This is a genomic window from Streptococcus halichoeri, assembly GCF_019774635.1.
GTDB lineage: Bacteria > Bacillota > Bacilli > Lactobacillales > Streptococcaceae > Streptococcus > Streptococcus halichoeri.
In genome coordinates, this window is the sequence record NZ_CP081502.1 from 923422 (window position 1) to 940053 (window position 16632).

The window sequence follows — 16632 nt, forward strand, 5'->3', positions numbered from 1 at the left end:
AGGTGTGTCAGAAGATACAAAGGATTTTGAACAAGACGAACAAGAGTCGCTAGCCATAGATGATGCTAAGCATCTGACTGTTGGCGAAGCTGTTCGCAAAGAATCAGAAATCAAAGCCGGAGTCACTGAAGATGATAGTATCTTGGATAAATACATCAAACAACACCGTGACGAGGTTGCATCACAAAAGTTCGAAACGAAGGCTGCTGAGATGGAAGCCTTAGATACGGCTAGTTTAGATAAATTCATCGAAAAGCAGCGGCAAGAGTTGGCAAAATATACAGAATCTAAGGTTGCTGACCAGCAAGCTCAAGCAGCTCAGGAGACCTCACCGACAGATGGTGAACAGCCAAATCATCACGACACTGCTAACGAGGAGGAAGAGGTGATTGTTGCTGCTCAAACCCCGGTCACAGAAGACCTATTGGTTGAGGAAGCCCCAGTAATAGTGCCTGGACCAACAGAAAACCTGGTGATTCCATCCCATTTTGATGAGCCTCATTCAGATGAAGACCATCCTTTTAAGGATGAAACGCCAAAGAAAAACCCCAAAAAGGGCCTTTTAGTCGCTCTCTTAGCCTTATTGTTGCTTATCTTGGCGGTTGCTTTTGGCCTAAATGTTCTCAAACAAAAAAATAGTGCACCAAGCACAAAACAGAGTCAAACCAGTGTCAAGGAAATTTCTAAAATTAGCAAAAACAAGGCCAACGCTCAAGCCTTTGAAAAAAGCTACGCTAGTTTTTTCCTTGATAAAAATCAAACAAAGTTAAAAAATGATATGTTTGACCATTTGCCACAGCTTACGACCCAATTAGCCAAGCTAAAAGGCACAGCCTATTATGAGTCGGCCAATCAAAAAGTTGACCAATTGAAAAAACAGATTGCTGCTATTCAGGCAGTCAATGGTAAGTTTTCAAGTCAGGCGATTAAAAACGGCGAAAAGGTGACGGCAAGTGTAAAGTCTGATGCGAACTTTGATGATTTAAAAGCTGATCAGCTCAAAACGGGTAACGCAACCCTAGATAGCCTGCTACAATCGGTCATTACAGATGGCCGCAACCAACTCAAACAAAAATCCGAGACCGCAAAAGCTGCCCAAGCCGCTAAAACGGCAGCGCAAGCTGATAAAGCAGAGGCAGCAAACACCGATAGTCAGCCTGGTGGGCAAGAGGCAGGGCCACAAGCTAATCAGGCCCAAGTGACCCCAAATCCGACTGGTTCTGTGACCATTGTCGGTAATGGCGCTAGCTATAGTCATCTTGAGCGCAACCTTTCTCGGGTTCCATACAATCAAGGCTTGATTGCAGACCGGACTAATCCGGCCTGGGCCTTCAATCCTGGTGTTTTGGAAAGAATTGTTGCCACTTCGCAAGCGCGTGGCTATATTTCCGGCAATAACTATATCTTAGATCCGGTGAATATTATCAATGGCAATGGCTACTACAATATGTTTAAACCAGATGGCACTTACTTGTTCTCACTTAATTGTAAGACGGGTTACTTTGTCGGCAATGCTCCAGGCCATGCTGACGCGCTAGATTATTAATAGAAACATACAAAACACTTTCAGCACAAAAATCGTTAGTACTTTGAACAAAACAAAAGAGAGAACCAAATTGAGGTTTTCTCTCGTATATAAACTTTGTCCCCCACTACATGTAACAATCAAAGGCATGTCAATTGATATTGTTTTTACGATTTGTTAGTCTTTCTCATTTGAAATTCTATTTCCGCTTTCATTTACTTTTTGATTCTAAATACTTAGAAATCACAAAAACAATTAACCAGATTAAAGCAACTGGGAGCGAAAAGAAATTGTTAGTTCGACTGAAGTATATCAGCTGAAAAATGCCGAAAAGCAAGGTCCAAAATAATATTTCTTTTAGAAGTTTATGCCGCATTGTAACCCCAAATAGCTAATTGTCCAGCAATGAATGCAACGTTTGTTCTGACCCATGCTTTGGCAACATATTTAATGACTATTGTGGCTAATTCTTTCCATGCTTTTCTTTTGGCATACGTAATGATTGTTCCAATACTTATCATTGCTAACAACTCGTCTTTGATTTTATTTGCCATATAACTTCCCAATGCATTCCAATCCATTTTATACATGATGACATCATCATCTTGGATTTGAGATAAAGAGGTTTGCCGGGCAGTTTTTTTCAGAAGGACTTCTTTTGACTTCAATAAGTCACCTATCATGATAAAAATGTCCTTGTGGTTCGAGAAAGTTCAGCAAAAACCAAAACATCCGAATGTGCCAGCCAGAGAAAGCGTGGTGGCATTGTCGAGAGGAAATCCAATCTAAAAAAGCAGAACCGGCTCTAGCCAGACCTGCACCATATTCTTATTTTATGAACTTGTGTCCCACCAAAGACTTATATATAATGGGTGCGGATTTTAGAAAAAAGCTAGGTTTCTAAAAAATAATAGAGATGGAGAAACACTAATGTTAAAGAAAAAACGCACTCAGGTGATGTTAGCCTGCTTGAGCTTGGTCATCTTAGGGCTATGCTTATGGGTTCCTGAAGCCGTTAGTGCGAATACAAACGGTGAATTTCAGGGTGAGGATGAAACGATATTTAGCGCCGTGCTAGGCTTCATATTTGATATTATTAGAAAAATTGTAGGGTTGTTTAGATAAGAGTTAACACTGAGAAGTCAGTTCTAGTGGCTTAAGTTTAATTTGTTAGAATACATCCCCAAGGATTGGCTCGATCAATCCTTTTTTTGTGCGGCTCGCTTGCTGGTGGGTGCTGCTTTAGTTGCTCGCGCAGCAAGGGGCTGATTGGCGGGATGCTGGCTGCTCAAAACCCCTCTTTTTGGTCAAAAAAGAGGGGTTGGTGATTAGAGGGCCCAAGGAGCTAAGGCTCAGGCCAAAGGGCCCTTGTGAGCGGTGCTTGGGCTTAGGGTTTAGACGATCTGTCTCTTAAAGGCATCATCTGAGATTCCCTGGCTTAAGATCAGCTTGGCCCATTCTTTAGCGGCAAAGAGGCTGTGATCTTTGTAGTTGCCACAGGATTCAATAGTGGTACCAGGCACGTCTTCCCAAGTGATGCCGTTGGCAATTTCTTGCAGAGAGTCCTTGATGATGCTGGCGATTTCTGTGCTGCTGTGCTGGCCCCACATGATCAGGTGAAAACCAGTCCGGCAGCCAAAGGGGGAGCAGTCAATCATGCCATCAATGCGTTGGCGAATAAGCTTGGCCAAGAGATGCTCAATAGTATGTAGGCCGGCGGTTTCAATAGCATTAGTGTTTGGCTGCACCAGCCGCACATCAAAATTAGTAATGGTGTCGCCCTTTGGTCCTTGATCTTTAGAGATCAGTCGAACATAAGGGGCTTGAACGAGGGTGTGATCGAGTTCAAAACTCTCAACGATAACGTCTTTTGCCATAAAAGTCTCCTTTTTTTATGTTCTTATGATACCATAAAAACTTTCTGACTAAGAGAGAATTCTGTTTTATTTAAATTGTCTAAAAGATTATTTTATGATAAACTTAGTAATAGATTTCTATAAAGAAAACTAATATATATTGAGGTATAAACATGATTTATGTGATTACATTACTTGTTTGTGCCCTCATTGGTTTGATCATAGGTTATGTGCTTATTTCGTTGAAATTAAAATCAGCGAAAGAAGGTGCAGATTTGACCCTTTTAAATGCTGAGCAAGATGCTGTTAACATTCGGGGAAAAGCGGAGTCTGATGCCCAAAATATCCGCTTGGCAGCTGAACGTGACAGTAAAGCAAGCCGTAAAGAATTACTGCTTGAGGCAAAAGAAGAGGCCAGAAAATATCGTGAAGAAGTTGCAAATGAATTTAAATCTGAAAGACAAGAGTTAAAACAGTTAGAAACACGTTTAACAGAACGTGCCTTTTCTCTTGACCGTAAAGATGAAAACCTATCAAGTAAAGAAAAAACACTTGATAGTAAAGAACAAAGTCTGACCGATAAATCTAAACATATTGATGAGCGCCAAACGCAGGTAGAAAAATTAGAAGATGAAAAACGCGCGGAATTAGAACGCGTTGGAGCGATGACAATTGCCGAAGCTCGTGAAGTCATCCTGATGGAAACGGAAAATAAGCTCACGCATGAAATTGCGACACGTATCCGTGAAGCTGAGCGTGAGATTAAGGATCGTACCACCAAGACCGCTAAAGATTTATTGGCTCAAGCCATGCAACGTGTGGCAGGTGAGTATGTGACCGAGCAAACGATTACGACAGTTCATCTGCCAGACGACAATATGAAGGGCCGTATTATTGGCCGTGAGGGCCGTAATATCCGGACTTTAGAAAGCTTGACAGGTATTGATGTCATTATCGATGATACCCCAGAAGTGGTTGTCTTGTCAGGTTTTGATCCGATTCGCCGTGAGATTGCTCGCATGACTTTGGAGTCCTTGATTGCTGATGGCCGGATTCATCCTGCAAGGATTGAAGAATTAGTCGAAAAAAATCGCCTGGAGATGGATAACCGCATTCGCGAATATGGTGAAGCAGCTGCTTATGAGATTGGGGCTCCTAATCTTCACCCAGATTTAATCAAGATTATGGGTCGCCTGCAATTTCGCACTTCGTATGGCCAAAATGTCCTTCGCCATTCCGTGGAAGTTGGTAAATTGGCTGGTATCTTAGCTGGTGAACTGGGCGAAAATGTTTCGCTTGCGCGGCGCGCCGGCTTTCTCCACGATATGGGCAAAGCCATTGACCGAGAGGTCGAAGGTAGCCACGTCGAAATCGGCATGGAATTCGCTCGTAAGTACAAGGAACACCCTGTTGTCGTCAACACCATTGCTAGTCACCATGGTGATGTTGAGCCCGATTCAGTGATTGCTGTGCTCGTTGCCGCAGCGGATGCCCTAAGCTCCGCTCGACCTGGTGCGCGCAATGAATCTATGGAAAATTATATCAAGCGGCTACGCGATTTAGAAGAAATTGCCACTAGCTTTGATGGGGTGCAAAATAGCTTTGCCCTCCAAGCCGGTCGTGAGATTCGCATCATGGTCCAACCAGAAAAGGTTTCTGATGATCAGGTGGTCGTTTTATCCCATAAAATTCGTGAAAAAATCGAAAATAACCTGGACTATCCGGGCAATATCAAGGTTACTGTCATTCGGGAAATGCGAGCTATTGATTATGCTAAATAAGACAAAAATTGTGATTCGTCTGAGTCACAATTTTTTGTACAGAAAGGCAAAAAACCTGCAAGCACAAAAAGGCAGCGGTCACAGGGCTTGCTTTGCCCTAGCTACTGATTAGACGTTAAAAAATAGCAAGCCAAGCCGCTCTAGCAAGGAAGTGCTCACCACACCTCGCTTCGTCTCACCTGACTCGGCTTGGCTTTCTTAATACCTTGTAAGTTGCTGTAAATTAAGTTGCTGTAAATAAGGACGGCTAAGAGAGGCGAATGCTATTATGTTGTGTTGGCACATTTGTGCAGCAGGGTGTTTCGTTTGTGAAGACTACCAGGCACCCTCCTTGAAATGCAAACGGTAAGGAGGGGCTTAACTAGAAATAGCTTACTTGGTATACAAAGCTAGCGCGAGCAAATAATTACCTTGAAAAAGGTAGGTGATTTTGTTAAACTATTAGAAAGCAGTTTTTAAGGAGATAAGAATGTCTGAACGTGGTTTGTTGATCGTCTTTTCCGGGCCATCAGGTGTTGGAAAAGGAACGGTGCGCCAGGAAATTTTTTCAACGCCTGATCATAAATTTGAGTATTCCGTTTCAATGACGACGCGTCCGCAAAGGCCGGGTGAAGTTGATGGCGTGGATTATTTCTTTCGAACCCGTGAAGAATTCGAAGAGCTCATTCGCCAGGGGCAAATGTTAGAATACGCAGAATACGTTGGCAACTATTATGGGACACCCTTGACTTATGTGAATGAGACGCTTGATAAGGGAATTGATGTTTTCTTAGAAATTGAAGTACAAGGAGCCTTACAGGTCAAAAATAAAGTGCCAGATGGTGTCTTTATTTTTCTCACTCCTCCAGATTTAGATGAGCTCCAAGATCGCTTGGTAGGTCGTGGAACTGATAGTCAAGAAGTCATTAAAAAACGCATTGAACGGGCCAAGGAAGAAATTGCCTTGATGCGCGAATATGATTATGCGGTGGTTAACGACCAGGTTCCCTTAGCTGCAGAGCGAGTGAAACGAATCATTGAAACCGAACATTTTCGAGTGGAGCGGGTTATCGGTCGTTATGATAATATGATTAAAGAAACCAATCCCCTATCTTAATTATTTGGAAAGAGTGAATTACCATGATGTTAAAACCCTCAATTGATACCTTATTGGACAAAGTTCCTTCAAAATATTCTCTTGTGATGTTACAAGCAAAACGTGCACATGAACTGGAGGCAGGTGCCAAACCTACCCAAGACTTTAAGTCAGTAAAATCCACCTTGCGCGCCCTTGAAGAAATCGAATCTGGCAATGTGGTAATCCACCCAGATCCTGTTTCTAAGCGTGCAGCTGTGCGGGCAAAATTAGAAGCTGACCGCATTGCTAAGGAAGAGGAAGAACGTAAAATTAAAGAACAAATTGCCAAAGAAAAAGAAGAAGAAGGAGAAAAAATCTAAGGTTTTTAAAAATCTTAGTTTTTTTCATGCTACTAAAGACACGTTAAAGAAGGAGGCAGTATGACAAGAGTTGCCGACATTATTGTCGATATTCCTTTAATGCAGACCGATCGCCCTTATACCTACTTAGTACCAGATCACCTTCTTGATATGGTGGCGATAGGCTCAAGAGTGCACGTCCCTTTTGGCAAGGGTGATCGCTTACTTCAGGGCTTTGTCATTGCGGTGCACTGCACGAAAGTCCCCAGCCAGCTTAAGTCGATTGTAGCAGTCTTAGATGCTCAGCCTGTCCTTAACCAAGAACAGCTTGATTTAGCGACGGAGATGCGTCATAAGGTGTTTTCCTACAAAATTAGCTTGTTAAAAGCAATGCTACCAAATGTGCTTAATTCTCATTATGACAAATTACTGAGTCCTACACAGGAGCTTAAGCCAGCGGACCACGAGCTTATTTTTGGTCAAGGCGACCAAGCTCTCTTTTCCCAGCTCAGTCAAGACCAACAAGCAAGGGCTCTCACCCTGGTCAAACAAGGTCAGCTTTCCCTTAGCTATTTGGCAACGGATAAGAAAACCCTGAAAACACGTAAGATTTATCAGGTTGACCTGGCTGTGTTAGAAGCCTTGTCGATTTCTCCTCGTGCGAAAAAGAAAGAGGCTCTGCGGCAGTTTTTGTTAGCCAATCCCCAGCAAGCCCCACTTGCGGACCTTTATCAGATTTATTCGCGGGAGCTCGTTCGCTATTTTATTGACCAAGCTGCCCTAGTGATCACAACGGAGCAAGTCAATCGTAGCGACAGCTATTTTGACACAATAGAGCAAACGCAGGCCCTTCCTCTTAATACTGAGCAGGCGAAGGCACTTGCAGCAATTACTGCTGCTATTGGCACAACAGCAAAGCCCTTTTTACTAGAAGGGATTACAGGTTCTGGCAAAACCGAAGTTTACCTGCAGGTAATAGAGGCAGTCTTAAGGATGGGAAAGACAGCTATTGTCTTAGTTCCGGAGATTTCTTTGACACCGCAGATGACGCAACGCTTTATTGCTCGCTTTGGCAAATTGGTTGCTATTATGCATTCGGGTCTCTCTGATGGGGAGAAATACGATGAGTGGCAAAAGATTAAGTTAGGCCAGGCCAAGGTAGTGGTCGGTGCTCGCTCAGCTATTTTTGCGCCCTTAGAAAATATTGGTGCAATCATCATTGATGAGGAGCATGAGGCCAGCTACAAGCAAGAATCAAATCCTCGTTATCATGCCCGAGACGTTGCTCTTTTGCGGGCCAAAAGGCATCAAGCAGCCTTGGTCCTTGGCTCAGCAACGCCAAGTATTGAGAGTCGTGCTAGGGCTAGTAAGGAGCGATATCAGCTTTTGCGTTTGAGCCAGCGAGCCAATCCTGCAGCTCGCGTCCCTCAAGTACAGATTATTGATTTTCGAGATTATATCGGCCAAAATCAGACCAGTACGTTTACCCCTTATCTGCTAGAGCAGATCAAAACCCGCCTGGCCCAGCAAGAACAAGTAGTTCTTCTGCTAAATCGTCGCGGTTATTCTAGTTTTATCATGTGTCGCAATTGTGGTTATGTGGATGACTGCCCTAATTGTGATATTTCCTTGACCTTACACATGGACACAAAGACTATGAACTGTCACTATTGTGGCTTTCAAAAGCCGATTCCCAAGCTTTGTCCTAACTGCCATAGCCAGAGTATCCGTTATTATGGCACTGGGACACAAAAGGCCTATGAGGAACTGAGTGCTCTCTTGCCTTTGGCCCGCATTTTACGGATGGATGTTGACACCACACGTAAAAAAGGCAGTCATGAGAAGTTGCTGAGCGCCTTTGGCCGGCACGAAGCTGATATTCTCTTAGGCACGCAAATGATTGCTAAAGGCTTAGACTTTCCAAATGTCACCTTGGTTGGGGTTTTAAATGCGGATACGTCTCTTAACCTGCCTGATTTTCGGGCATCAGAAAAAACCTTTCAATTATTAACCCAGGTGGCTGGCCGGGCTGGCCGGGCAGATAAGCCAGGTCAAGTCCTCATTCAAACCTATAATCCTAACCATTATGCGATTCAACTAGCCAAGCAGCAAGATTATGAAGCGTTTTATGCTTATGAAATGAAAATCCGGCAAATGATGGCTTATCCCCCTTATTATTATACGGTGGGCATCACGCTGTCTCATAGCGATGTGGCATTTGTGACCAAAAAAGCCTATGCGGTTTTAGGCCAGCTCAAGGCAGCCTTGTCAGATAAAACCAAGCTTCTTGGGCCAACACCAAAGCCGATTGCTCGCACCCACAACATGCACCATTACCAAATTATTATTAAGTACCGTTTTGAGGACCAGCTAGAGGCTGTCTTAAATCAACTGCTAGATTGGCATCAGCTCGTGGAAAATCGTCCCTTGCGATTGAGTATTGACCATGAGCCCCAACAATTAATGTAAGCAGTGCGATTTGCTTAACATAAGACTGAAAGGAAGAACAATGACAACCAAAATACTATTTATGGGCACCCCTATTTTTTCTGCAACTATTTTGCAGGGCTTGCTAAATGATGACAGGTATCACGTATTAGCAGTAGTGACTCAGCCAGATCGTGCAGTGGGTCGTAAAAAAGTTATAAAGATGACACCTGTCAAGGAGTTGGCCTTGGCCAACCACCTGCCGGTCTATCAGCCAGAAAAACTAGCAGGTAGTCAAGAATTAGAAGAGTTGATGACGCTTGATGCTGACGGGATTGTAACTGCTGCTTTTGGCCAATTTCTGCCGGGCTCATTACTTAAGACGTTTGATTTTGCAATTAATGTTCATGCTTCCTTACTGCCTAAGTATCGTGGTGGCGCTCCGATTCATCATGCCATTATTAATGGCGACAAAGAGGCAGGAGTGACCATCATGGAAATGGTCACTAAAATGGATGCCGGTGATATGATCGCTAAGGCGGCTCTTCCCATTGAAGAAGATGATAATGTGGGAACGATGTTTGAAAAATTGGCGGTTCTTGGTCGCGATTTATTGTTAAAGACCTTGCCAGCCTATCTTTCTGGCCAATTAAAACCCCAAGCACAAGACGAGAGCCAAGTCAGCCTGTCACCCAATATTAGCCCAGAAGAAGAACGAATTGATTGGAACCAACCGGCTAGAGCCATTTATAATCATGTTCGGGGCATGAATCCTTGGCCGGTTGCTCATACGCTTTTAGGCGGACAACGTTTTAAACTATATGAAGTAGCAGTAGTTGATGGTCAAGGTCAGCCTGGTCAGATCCTTGCTAAGACGAAAAAGTCATTGATTGTTGCTGCTGGGCAAGGGGCTCTCGCTCTCAAGGTTGTCCAACCAGCAGGCAAGCCACGGATGACCGTCACGGATTTCTTAAATGGTTTTGGTCGTAGTTTAGAAGTGGGAGATTATTTTGGCAAATGATGGGCAAAACAGTGCGCGTGGCTTAGCTCTTAAAACATTAGAGGACGTGTTTGTAGAAGGGGCCTACTCCAATATCGCACTTAATAAAAACCTCAAATCCAGCAACTTAGCTGAAAGAGATAAAAATTTGGTGACCGAAATGGTCTATGGAACAGTAGCACGCAAGATCACCTTGGAATGGTACGTGGCGCATTTTATAGCCGATCGAGACAAATTGGAAACCTGGGTCTATTTATTGCTCTTGCTCAGTTTTTATCAACTGCACTATTTGGATCAGGTGCCTGCTCATGCAATTGTCAATGATGCGGTAGCTATTGCCAAAAGCCGGGGCAATAAAAAGGGGGCAGAGAAGTTAGTCAATGCTGTTTTGCGCCGAGCTAGTGTAGAAGCTTGGCCAGATCCTAATAAGATTAAGCGTACTAATAAACGTTATGCTACGCTTTATTCTGTGCCAGTTTGGTTGGTTAAAAAATTGATCGAACAGTTTGGAAAAGACCGTGCTGTGGCTATCATGGAAAGTCTTTGGGTGCCTAGCAAGGCTAGTTTACGTCTGATTGATATGAAGCAAAAAGCGGCTATTAAGGCTGACCTTGGCTTACGCGATTCCCAATTGGCCAAGACAGCGCTAGTAGCTGATTCTGGTCGCTTTGCTGCTAGTAAATGGTTTCAAGCAGGCCTTGTGACCATCCAGGATGAGTCAAGTCAGTTGGTTGTTCCTACCTTGGCGCTGGAAGGAACAGAAACAGTCCTAGATGCCTGCAGTGCACCTGGTGGTAAGACCAGTCAGATTGCCGCTCAACTAACGAGCGGACATGTGACTGCTCTTGATTTATACGACCATAAACTTGCCCTGGTCAAAGAAAATGCTAGTCGCTTAGGCGTAGCAGATAAGGTCAAGACCCAAAAGCTGGATGCTCGGTATGTCCACCAATATTTTGCTGCTGATAGCTTTGATAAAATTTTAGTTGATGCTCCTTGCTCAGGAATTGGCTTGATTCGTCGTAAACCAGATATAAAATATAACAAGGCCAACCAGGATTTTGCTGCCTTGCAAGCGATTCAATTGGCGATCTTGTCTAGTGTTTGTCAAACACTAAGAAAAGGTGGTATAATAACCTATAGCACTTGTACGATTTTTCAGGAAGAAAATCAGCAAGTTATCGAAACATTCTTGCAACATCATCCTAATTTTGAGCAAGTAACATTAAAACATACTCAGTCAGATATTGTGAGAGATGGCTGCATCCTTATCACACCTGAACAATACCATACGGATGGGTTTTTCATTGCTCAACTTCGTCGTATTCAGTAGTATTTAGGAGGAGACTGACACAGTCAGAAAAATACATTATGGAAATCTCGTTAATAACAGACATTGGACAGAAACGTTCCAATAATCAAGATTTTGTCAATAAGTTTGATAATAAAAAAGGCACAACCTTGATTGTCCTAGCAGATGGTATGGGCGGGCACCGCGCTGGTAATATTGCCAGTGAGATGACGGTGACTGATCTTGGACGACAATGGACCCAAAATGACTTAAGTGATCTCAATGAGGTCAAAAATTGGTTGGTAGAAACCATTGAAGAAGAAAACAAACGTATTTATGAAATGGGCCAAACCGAAGACTTTAAGGGTATGGGAACAACTGTGGAAGCGATTGTCTTGATTGATTCAACAGCTATTTTTGCCCATGTTGGTGATTCCCGCATTGGATTAGTCCGTGAGGGCCAGTATGAATTACTAACTAGTGACCATTCTTTGGTTAATGAACTGGTCAAAGCTGGACAAATCACAGAAGAAGAAGCAGCCAGCCATCCCCAGAAAAACATCATTACCCAATCCATTGGTCAAGCAGCTCCTGTAGCGACTGATCTGGGATTGAAGGTTCTAGAACCTGGGGACTACTTGGTCATTAATTCTGATGGCCTGACCAACATGGTTTCCAATGCTGAAATTGCCGAAATTCTCTCTAAAGAGTTAACTTTAGACGAAAAAAATGATGCCTTGGTGCAGTTGGCAAATCTTCGCGGTGGTCTTGATAACATCACAGTAGCTATTGTCCATAACGAAAGTGAGGATGTTGAATGATACAGATTGGCAAGCTCTTTGCTGGTCGTTATCGCATCTTAAAATCAATTGGTCGCGGAGGGATGGCTGATGTCTATCTAGCTAATGATTTAATCTTAGATAACGAAGATGTAGCCATCAAGGTGTTACGGACGAATTATCAAACCGATCAGGTGGCAGTTGCTCGTTTCCAACGAGAAGCTCGAGCCATGGCTGAATTGAATCATCCGAACATTGTTGCGATACGAGATATTGGCGAGGAAGACGGCCAGCAATTCTTAGCAATGGAATATGTGGATGGTGCTGATCTTAAAAAATACATTCAAGATAATGCACCACTATCTAATAATGAAGTTGTCCGGATTATGGAAGAAGTCTTGTCAGCTATGACACTGGCTCACCAAAAAGGTATTGTGCACCGAGATTTAAAACCGCAAAATATCTTATTAACCAAATCTGGCACGGTTAAGGTTACTGACTTTGGGATTGCAGTAGCTTTTGCTGAGACCAGTTTAACCCAGACAAATTCCATGCTAGGCAGTGTGCATTATTTATCACCTGAGCAGGCAAGAGGCTCTAAGGCTACTGTGCAAAGTGATATTTATGCCATGGGGATTATGTTATTTGAAATGTTGACTGGCCATATTCCCTATGATGGGGACAGTGCCGTTACCATTGCCCTGCAACATTTCCAAAAGCCCCTGCCGTCTATTATTGGAGAAAATAGTCAGGTGCCGCAGGCTCTGGAAAATGTCGTCATCAAAGCGACAGCTAAACGTTTGTCTGATCGCTATGCGACAACCTTTGAAATGAGTCGAGACTTGATGACGGCGCTCAGCTATAATCGAAGCCGCGAGCGCAAGCTGGTTTTTAGTGATACTGAAAATACCAAGCCTCTGCCTAAGGTGACACCGACACCCAATGTAGCACCCAAGGCAACGCCTGCTCCTGCGGTTAAAACACAATCCGAAAAAACGCCCCAGTCGCAACCAGTGCCAAAGCCAAAAAAAGAAAAGAAGGGCCGCTTTTTTGGCACCCTGCTAAAAATAGTCTTTGCTCTTTTTATTGTTGGCTTAGCCATCTTTGCCTACTTAATCCTCACTAAGCCTAATGCCGTAAGAGTGCCAAATGTGACCGGTTCAAGTGTGGCAGTTGCAAGAGAAGAACTGGAAAATCTGGGCTTTAAGATTGGCAAGGTTAAAGAAATAGAAAGTAACCGGGTTGCTGAAGGAAATGTTGTCAAAACCGATCCGGCAGCCGGGACCTCCAAACGTCAAGGTTCAAAAGTTGATCTCTTTGTCTCGATTGGCAACAAAAGCTTTGTGATGAAAGACTACAAGGGCCAGCAGTACAAGGATGTCATCACTGAATTGGTGGACACCTACGGCGTTGCAAAATCAAAAATCAAGATTGAACGCATTGATACAAACGAATATGAGGTGGGCACAGTCATCGGCCAATCGCCAACGAGTGGCGAGAAGTTCCATCCCAATGGTAAATCGAAAATCACCTTGAGTGTGGCCAGTTCTGATACTGTTTCAATGCCGGTCCTAACAGGCTTTAGCTATGCTGACGCGGTAGCAGAATTGACAAGACTTGGCATTTCTGCCTCCCGGATTAAGGGCTATTATCCAGATCCAAATTCTCCAACAGGCTATACCAAAATGGCTTCGCCCAAAGGCACCCTAGTTGTGAGTGCGCAAGACCCTTATGCTGGTACAAAGGTTAGTGTTTCAGATACTAATGAAATCAGCCTTTACTTCTATCCAAGTGATGCCGCTCATCCTGATGGCTCATCGTCATCAGATGCTTCGCATAATAGCAGTCAAAGCAGCAGCAGTACTTCAAAAGATGCGACATCATCATCGAGCTCCTCACAATCAAGCCAAAATGGGACAAGCCATAGTACATCAGAACCAACCCTGTCACCATAATTACAAAAGCTCCGCAGTCAATTATGAACTGCTGAGCTTTTTTGCCTCGTTGTCAACCGTAGTGGGTGACTGATAGACTGATAATTAAGCACGAGAGCAGCTAAAAAACGTTTTTCTTTTGTGGTTTGGTCGCTCCTGGGGGGTGCGCTAGTCACTACAGCAATTATAGCGTTTTTCACCTGCTCATAAGGTGCGCTAGGAGATGAATTATTAACAGAATTTTGATAAAATGACAAGAGAACGAAAGGGGTCCAATGCGCAAATTCCAGTTTTTTATCCTCGTCGAATGTATTTTATTCGCCATGGGCTTAATGACTATCTTGTCAAACAGTCTGACAAGCTTTTTGTTTATTTTAGTTATTGTCTTATTAGTGTTACGTTTTTACAATCAAGATAGCCGCAATAATTTTATTTTATCGGTCAGTTTATTGCTGCTTTTCCTAGTCTTTATGCTCAATCCCTATATTATTTTAGGTGTCTTATTAGCCATTGTTTATGTAATCATTAATCATTTTTCACAGGTCAAGAAAAAAAATCGTCTGGCGCTGCTCCAACTCAAACAAGAAGGCGTCCAGCCGCGTCCAACCAAGCATCAGTGGATTGGTGCTGCCGTTTATGATAGTGACTACTATGCCTTTGATGATATTAATATTATTCGCATCAGTGGTAATGACACTATTGATTTGACCAAGGTTATCATTGCTGGGCAAGACAATGTCATTATTATCCGTAAAATCCTTGGTAAAACCACACTTTATGTACCAATTGATGTTGCAGTGACTCTGGATGTGAGCTCGGTCTATGCCACTGTGCAATTTTTTAGCAAAGCGGCCTATGATTTACGAAATGAATCCTTGCGTTTAGAAGGTCCTGATAAGGACTATTACCTAAAAAAAGTAAAAATCATTGTCAATACCATTGCAGGGGATGTTGAGGTGGTGCAACGATGAAAAAGCGTTACTATATTCTCGTTTGGGCCTATGCCAGCATTACGATCTTATCCATTGTCTTTATTGTTCTTAATAACTTAGGCATCACCCTGAGCTATTTATATGAGCATATTTGGATTTTAGAGAAATTACTTTTTTCCATATTATTGTTAATTGTTTCGGTAACCTTGTTGCTCTTATTAATTTGGATTATTTTCGATGATAATAGTAAGCGTAGCATTAATCAAAACCTGCGCCGTATTCTCAATAATCAAGAAATCTATGTGGATGAAACTTCTGAAACCAATGTTAACCTTGTGCGCCTCTCACAAAAAATGGCCCATATGACTAAAAGTCTGCAAAAAAAAGAAAGTGCCTATATCCTAGACACCCAAAATATCGTACACCGCGAACGCAAGCGGATTGCGCGGGATTTGCACGATACTGTCAGCCAGGAATTGTTTGCTTCGTCCATGATTTTATCTGGAATTTCGCTTAGCTTGGAACATTTGGAGCAAGAGCAGTTGAAAATCCAATTAGAAGCAGTTGAAGAGATGTTGCAAAATGCTCAAAACGACTTACGGATTTTGCTATTGCACCTTAGACCGACCGAATTAGCCAATCGAACCCTGACCGAAGGCATTGAGATGATTCTCAAGGAATTAACAGATAAAAGCGCCATTGAGGTGGTTTATCGTGAAAATATTGGGAAATTGCCAAAAGCAGTAGAAGATAATCTCTTTCGGATAGCACAGGAATTTATTAGTAATACTCTTAAGCATGCAAAAGCTAGCCGTATTGAAGTTTACCTCAATCAAGCCGATAATGAAATTGAATTAAAAATGTTGGATAATGGAATTGGCTTTGATATGGACGAAGTTCGAGACCTCAGTTATGGTCTTAAAAATATCGAAGACAGAGTCGATGACCTAGCAGGAACAGTACAAATCATTAGTCAGAAAGGAAAAGGGGTCTCAATGGATGTCCGTCTACCAGTGACCCTTAAGGAAGGAAAATGAAAAAAATTAGTGTGATTCTGGTAGATGACCATGAGATGGTGCGCCTAGGTCTAAAGAGCTTCTTAAATTTACAGGCTGATGTTGAAGTCATCGCAGAAGCCTCAGATGGACAAGCAGGGATTGCTCTAGCCTTAGAGTTAAAACCTGACGTAGTGGTTATGGACTTGGTCATGCCTGGTGTGAATGGGGTTGATGCCACTTTGGCTATCTTAAAACAATGGAAGACTGCTAAAATCCTTGTTTTGACCTCTTATTTAGATAATGAAAAAATTTATCCCGTCATTGATGCTGGTGCAAAGGGCTATATGTTAAAAACATCCAGTGCTGCTGAGATCTTAAATGCTATTAAGAAGGTCTCTAAAGGTCAACTAGCCATTGAAACAGAAGTCGATAAAAAAATGAAGCATCACGACCAAAATCCTGAGTTACATGATGATCTCACTGCACGTGAGTATGATATTTTGCACCTTCTAGCCAAAGGCTATGACAATCAAACGATTGCTGATGAATTGTTTATCTCCTTAAAAACAGTCAAAACCCATGTGTCAAATATCCTCGCAAAATTGCAGGTCGATGACCGGACACAGGCTGTAGTCTATGCCTTTCAGCACCACTTAGTGCCACAAGATGAGAATTAATGGTATAATAGAAAGT

Annotated in this window: 15 protein-coding genes; 13 read left to right on the forward strand and 2 right to left on the reverse strand. The window is 42.8% G+C overall.

Annotation, left to right across the window (positions count from 1 at the left end; genetic code table 11):
* Positions 1–4 precede the first annotated feature (4 nt).
* Positions 5–1546 carry a cell division site-positioning protein MapZ family protein gene (locus tag K5J94_RS04415; protein ID WP_221913644.1) on the forward strand — a complete coding sequence of 514 codons (1542 nt, stop codon included), beginning with the start codon at positions 5–7 and terminating at the stop codon, positions 1544–1546.
* 344 nt (positions 1547–1890) lie between these two features.
* Here the strand turns inward: K5J94_RS04415 and K5J94_RS04420 are convergent, their stop codons facing one another.
* Complete coding sequence (locus K5J94_RS04420) at positions 1891–2193, reverse strand: hypothetical protein (RefSeq protein ID WP_221913646.1); 303 nt, start codon at positions 2191–2193, stop codon at positions 1891–1893.
* A 262-nt stretch (positions 2194–2455) separates the two neighbouring features.
* Between K5J94_RS04420 and K5J94_RS04425 the strand changes: the two genes are divergently transcribed.
* Entirely contained in the window at positions 2456–2650 is a 195-nt protein-coding gene (locus K5J94_RS04425) for a hypothetical protein (protein ID WP_221913648.1), read from the forward strand.
* A gap of 269 nt (positions 2651–2919) precedes the next feature.
* Here the strand turns inward: K5J94_RS04425 and K5J94_RS04430 are convergent, their stop codons facing one another.
* The gene (locus tag K5J94_RS04430; RefSeq protein WP_221913651.1) at positions 2920–3402 is read right to left on the reverse strand and encodes an S-ribosylhomocysteine lyase; all 483 of its coding nucleotides are present in this window, start codon (positions 3400–3402) and stop codon (positions 2920–2922) included.
* Positions 3403–3554: 152 nt separating this feature from the next.
* Between K5J94_RS04430 and K5J94_RS04435 the strand changes: the two genes are divergently transcribed.
* From K5J94_RS04435 to K5J94_RS04485, 11 genes are all read left to right on the forward strand, one after another.
* On the forward strand, positions 3555–5162 hold the full coding sequence (locus tag K5J94_RS04435) for a ribonuclease Y (protein WP_159547780.1): 1608 nt from the start codon (positions 3555–3557) through the stop codon (positions 5160–5162).
* Positions 5163–5631: 469 nt separating this feature from the next.
* Positions 5632–6258: a guanylate kinase gene (gmk, locus tag K5J94_RS04440; protein ID WP_159542810.1), complete on the forward strand. Its 627-nt coding sequence runs from the start codon at positions 5632–5634 to the stop codon at positions 6256–6258.
* A gap of 23 nt (positions 6259–6281) precedes the next feature.
* Positions 6282–6599, forward strand: a complete 318-nt coding sequence (rpoZ, locus tag K5J94_RS04445) for a DNA-directed RNA polymerase subunit omega (RefSeq protein ID WP_159542807.1) — start codon at positions 6282–6284, stop codon at positions 6597–6599.
* A gap of 60 nt (positions 6600–6659) precedes the next feature.
* A complete protein-coding gene (locus K5J94_RS04450; protein ID WP_221913654.1) occupies positions 6660–9047 on the forward strand; it encodes a primosomal protein N' in 2388 nt (795 codons plus the stop codon).
* A gap of 40 nt (positions 9048–9087) precedes the next feature.
* Positions 9088–10026, forward strand: coding sequence for a methionyl-tRNA formyltransferase (fmt, locus tag K5J94_RS04455; protein WP_221913656.1), 939 nt, complete (start codon positions 9088–9090; stop codon positions 10024–10026).
* Positions 10016–11338, forward strand: coding sequence for a 16S rRNA (cytosine(967)-C(5))-methyltransferase RsmB (rsmB, locus tag K5J94_RS04460; protein ID WP_221913657.1), 1323 nt, complete (start codon positions 10016–10018; stop codon positions 11336–11338). The genes fmt and rsmB overlap by 11 nt, the downstream gene beginning before the upstream one ends.
* A 38-nt stretch (positions 11339–11376) precedes the next feature.
* Entirely contained in the window at positions 11377–12117 is a 741-nt protein-coding gene (locus tag K5J94_RS04465) for a Stp1/IreP family PP2C-type Ser/Thr phosphatase (RefSeq protein ID WP_159547787.1), read from the forward strand.
* A complete protein-coding gene (gene pknB, locus K5J94_RS04470) occupies positions 12114–14030 on the forward strand; it encodes a Stk1 family PASTA domain-containing Ser/Thr kinase (protein WP_159547789.1) in 1917 nt (638 codons plus the stop codon). Before K5J94_RS04465 ends, pknB begins: the two co-directional genes overlap by 4 nt.
* Positions 14031–14284: 254 nt before the next feature.
* The gene (gene liaF / locus K5J94_RS04475) at positions 14285–14980 is read left to right on the forward strand and encodes a cell wall-active antibiotics response protein LiaF (RefSeq protein ID WP_159542789.1); all 696 of its coding nucleotides are present in this window, start codon (positions 14285–14287) and stop codon (positions 14978–14980) included.
* Entirely contained in the window at positions 14977–15978 is a 1002-nt protein-coding gene (locus K5J94_RS04480; RefSeq protein ID WP_159547791.1) for an envelope stress sensor histidine kinase LiaS, read from the forward strand. The genes liaF and K5J94_RS04480 overlap by 4 nt, the downstream gene beginning before the upstream one ends.
* The gene (locus K5J94_RS04485) at positions 15975–16616 is read left to right on the forward strand and encodes a response regulator transcription factor (RefSeq protein ID WP_159542783.1); all 642 of its coding nucleotides are present in this window, start codon (positions 15975–15977) and stop codon (positions 16614–16616) included. The genes K5J94_RS04480 and K5J94_RS04485 overlap by 4 nt, the downstream gene beginning before the upstream one ends.
* The last annotated feature ends 16 nt before the right edge of the window (positions 16617–16632 follow it).

Coding starts and splice junctions, on each gene's coding strand:
- K5J94_RS04425 (WP_221913648.1), top strand. CDS start 2,456: ATGTTAAAGAAAAAACGCACTCAGGTGATGTTAGCCTGCTTGAGCTTG.
- K5J94_RS04430 (WP_221913651.1), bottom strand. CDS start 3,402: ATGGCAAAAGACGTTATCGTTGAGAGTTTTGAACTCGATCACACCCTC.
- K5J94_RS04435 (WP_159547780.1), top strand. CDS start 3,555: ATGATTTATGTGATTACATTACTTGTTTGTGCCCTCATTGGTTTGATC.
- gmk (WP_159542810.1), top strand. CDS start 5,632: ATGTCTGAACGTGGTTTGTTGATCGTCTTTTCCGGGCCATCAGGTGTT.
- rpoZ (WP_159542807.1), top strand. CDS start 6,282: ATGATGTTAAAACCCTCAATTGATACCTTATTGGACAAAGTTCCTTCA.
- K5J94_RS04450 (WP_221913654.1), top strand. CDS start 6,660: ATGACAAGAGTTGCCGACATTATTGTCGATATTCCTTTAATGCAGACC.
- fmt (WP_221913656.1), top strand. CDS start 9,088: ATGACAACCAAAATACTATTTATGGGCACCCCTATTTTTTCTGCAACT.
- K5J94_RS04465 (WP_159547787.1), top strand. CDS start 11,377: ATGGAAATCTCGTTAATAACAGACATTGGACAGAAACGTTCCAATAAT.
- pknB (WP_159547789.1), top strand. CDS start 12,114: ATGATACAGATTGGCAAGCTCTTTGCTGGTCGTTATCGCATCTTAAAA.
- liaF (WP_159542789.1), top strand. CDS start 14,285: ATGCGCAAATTCCAGTTTTTTATCCTCGTCGAATGTATTTTATTCGCC.
- K5J94_RS04480 (WP_159547791.1), top strand. CDS start 14,977: ATGAAAAAGCGTTACTATATTCTCGTTTGGGCCTATGCCAGCATTACG.
- K5J94_RS04485 (WP_159542783.1), top strand. CDS start 15,975: ATGAAAAAAATTAGTGTGATTCTGGTAGATGACCATGAGATGGTGCGC.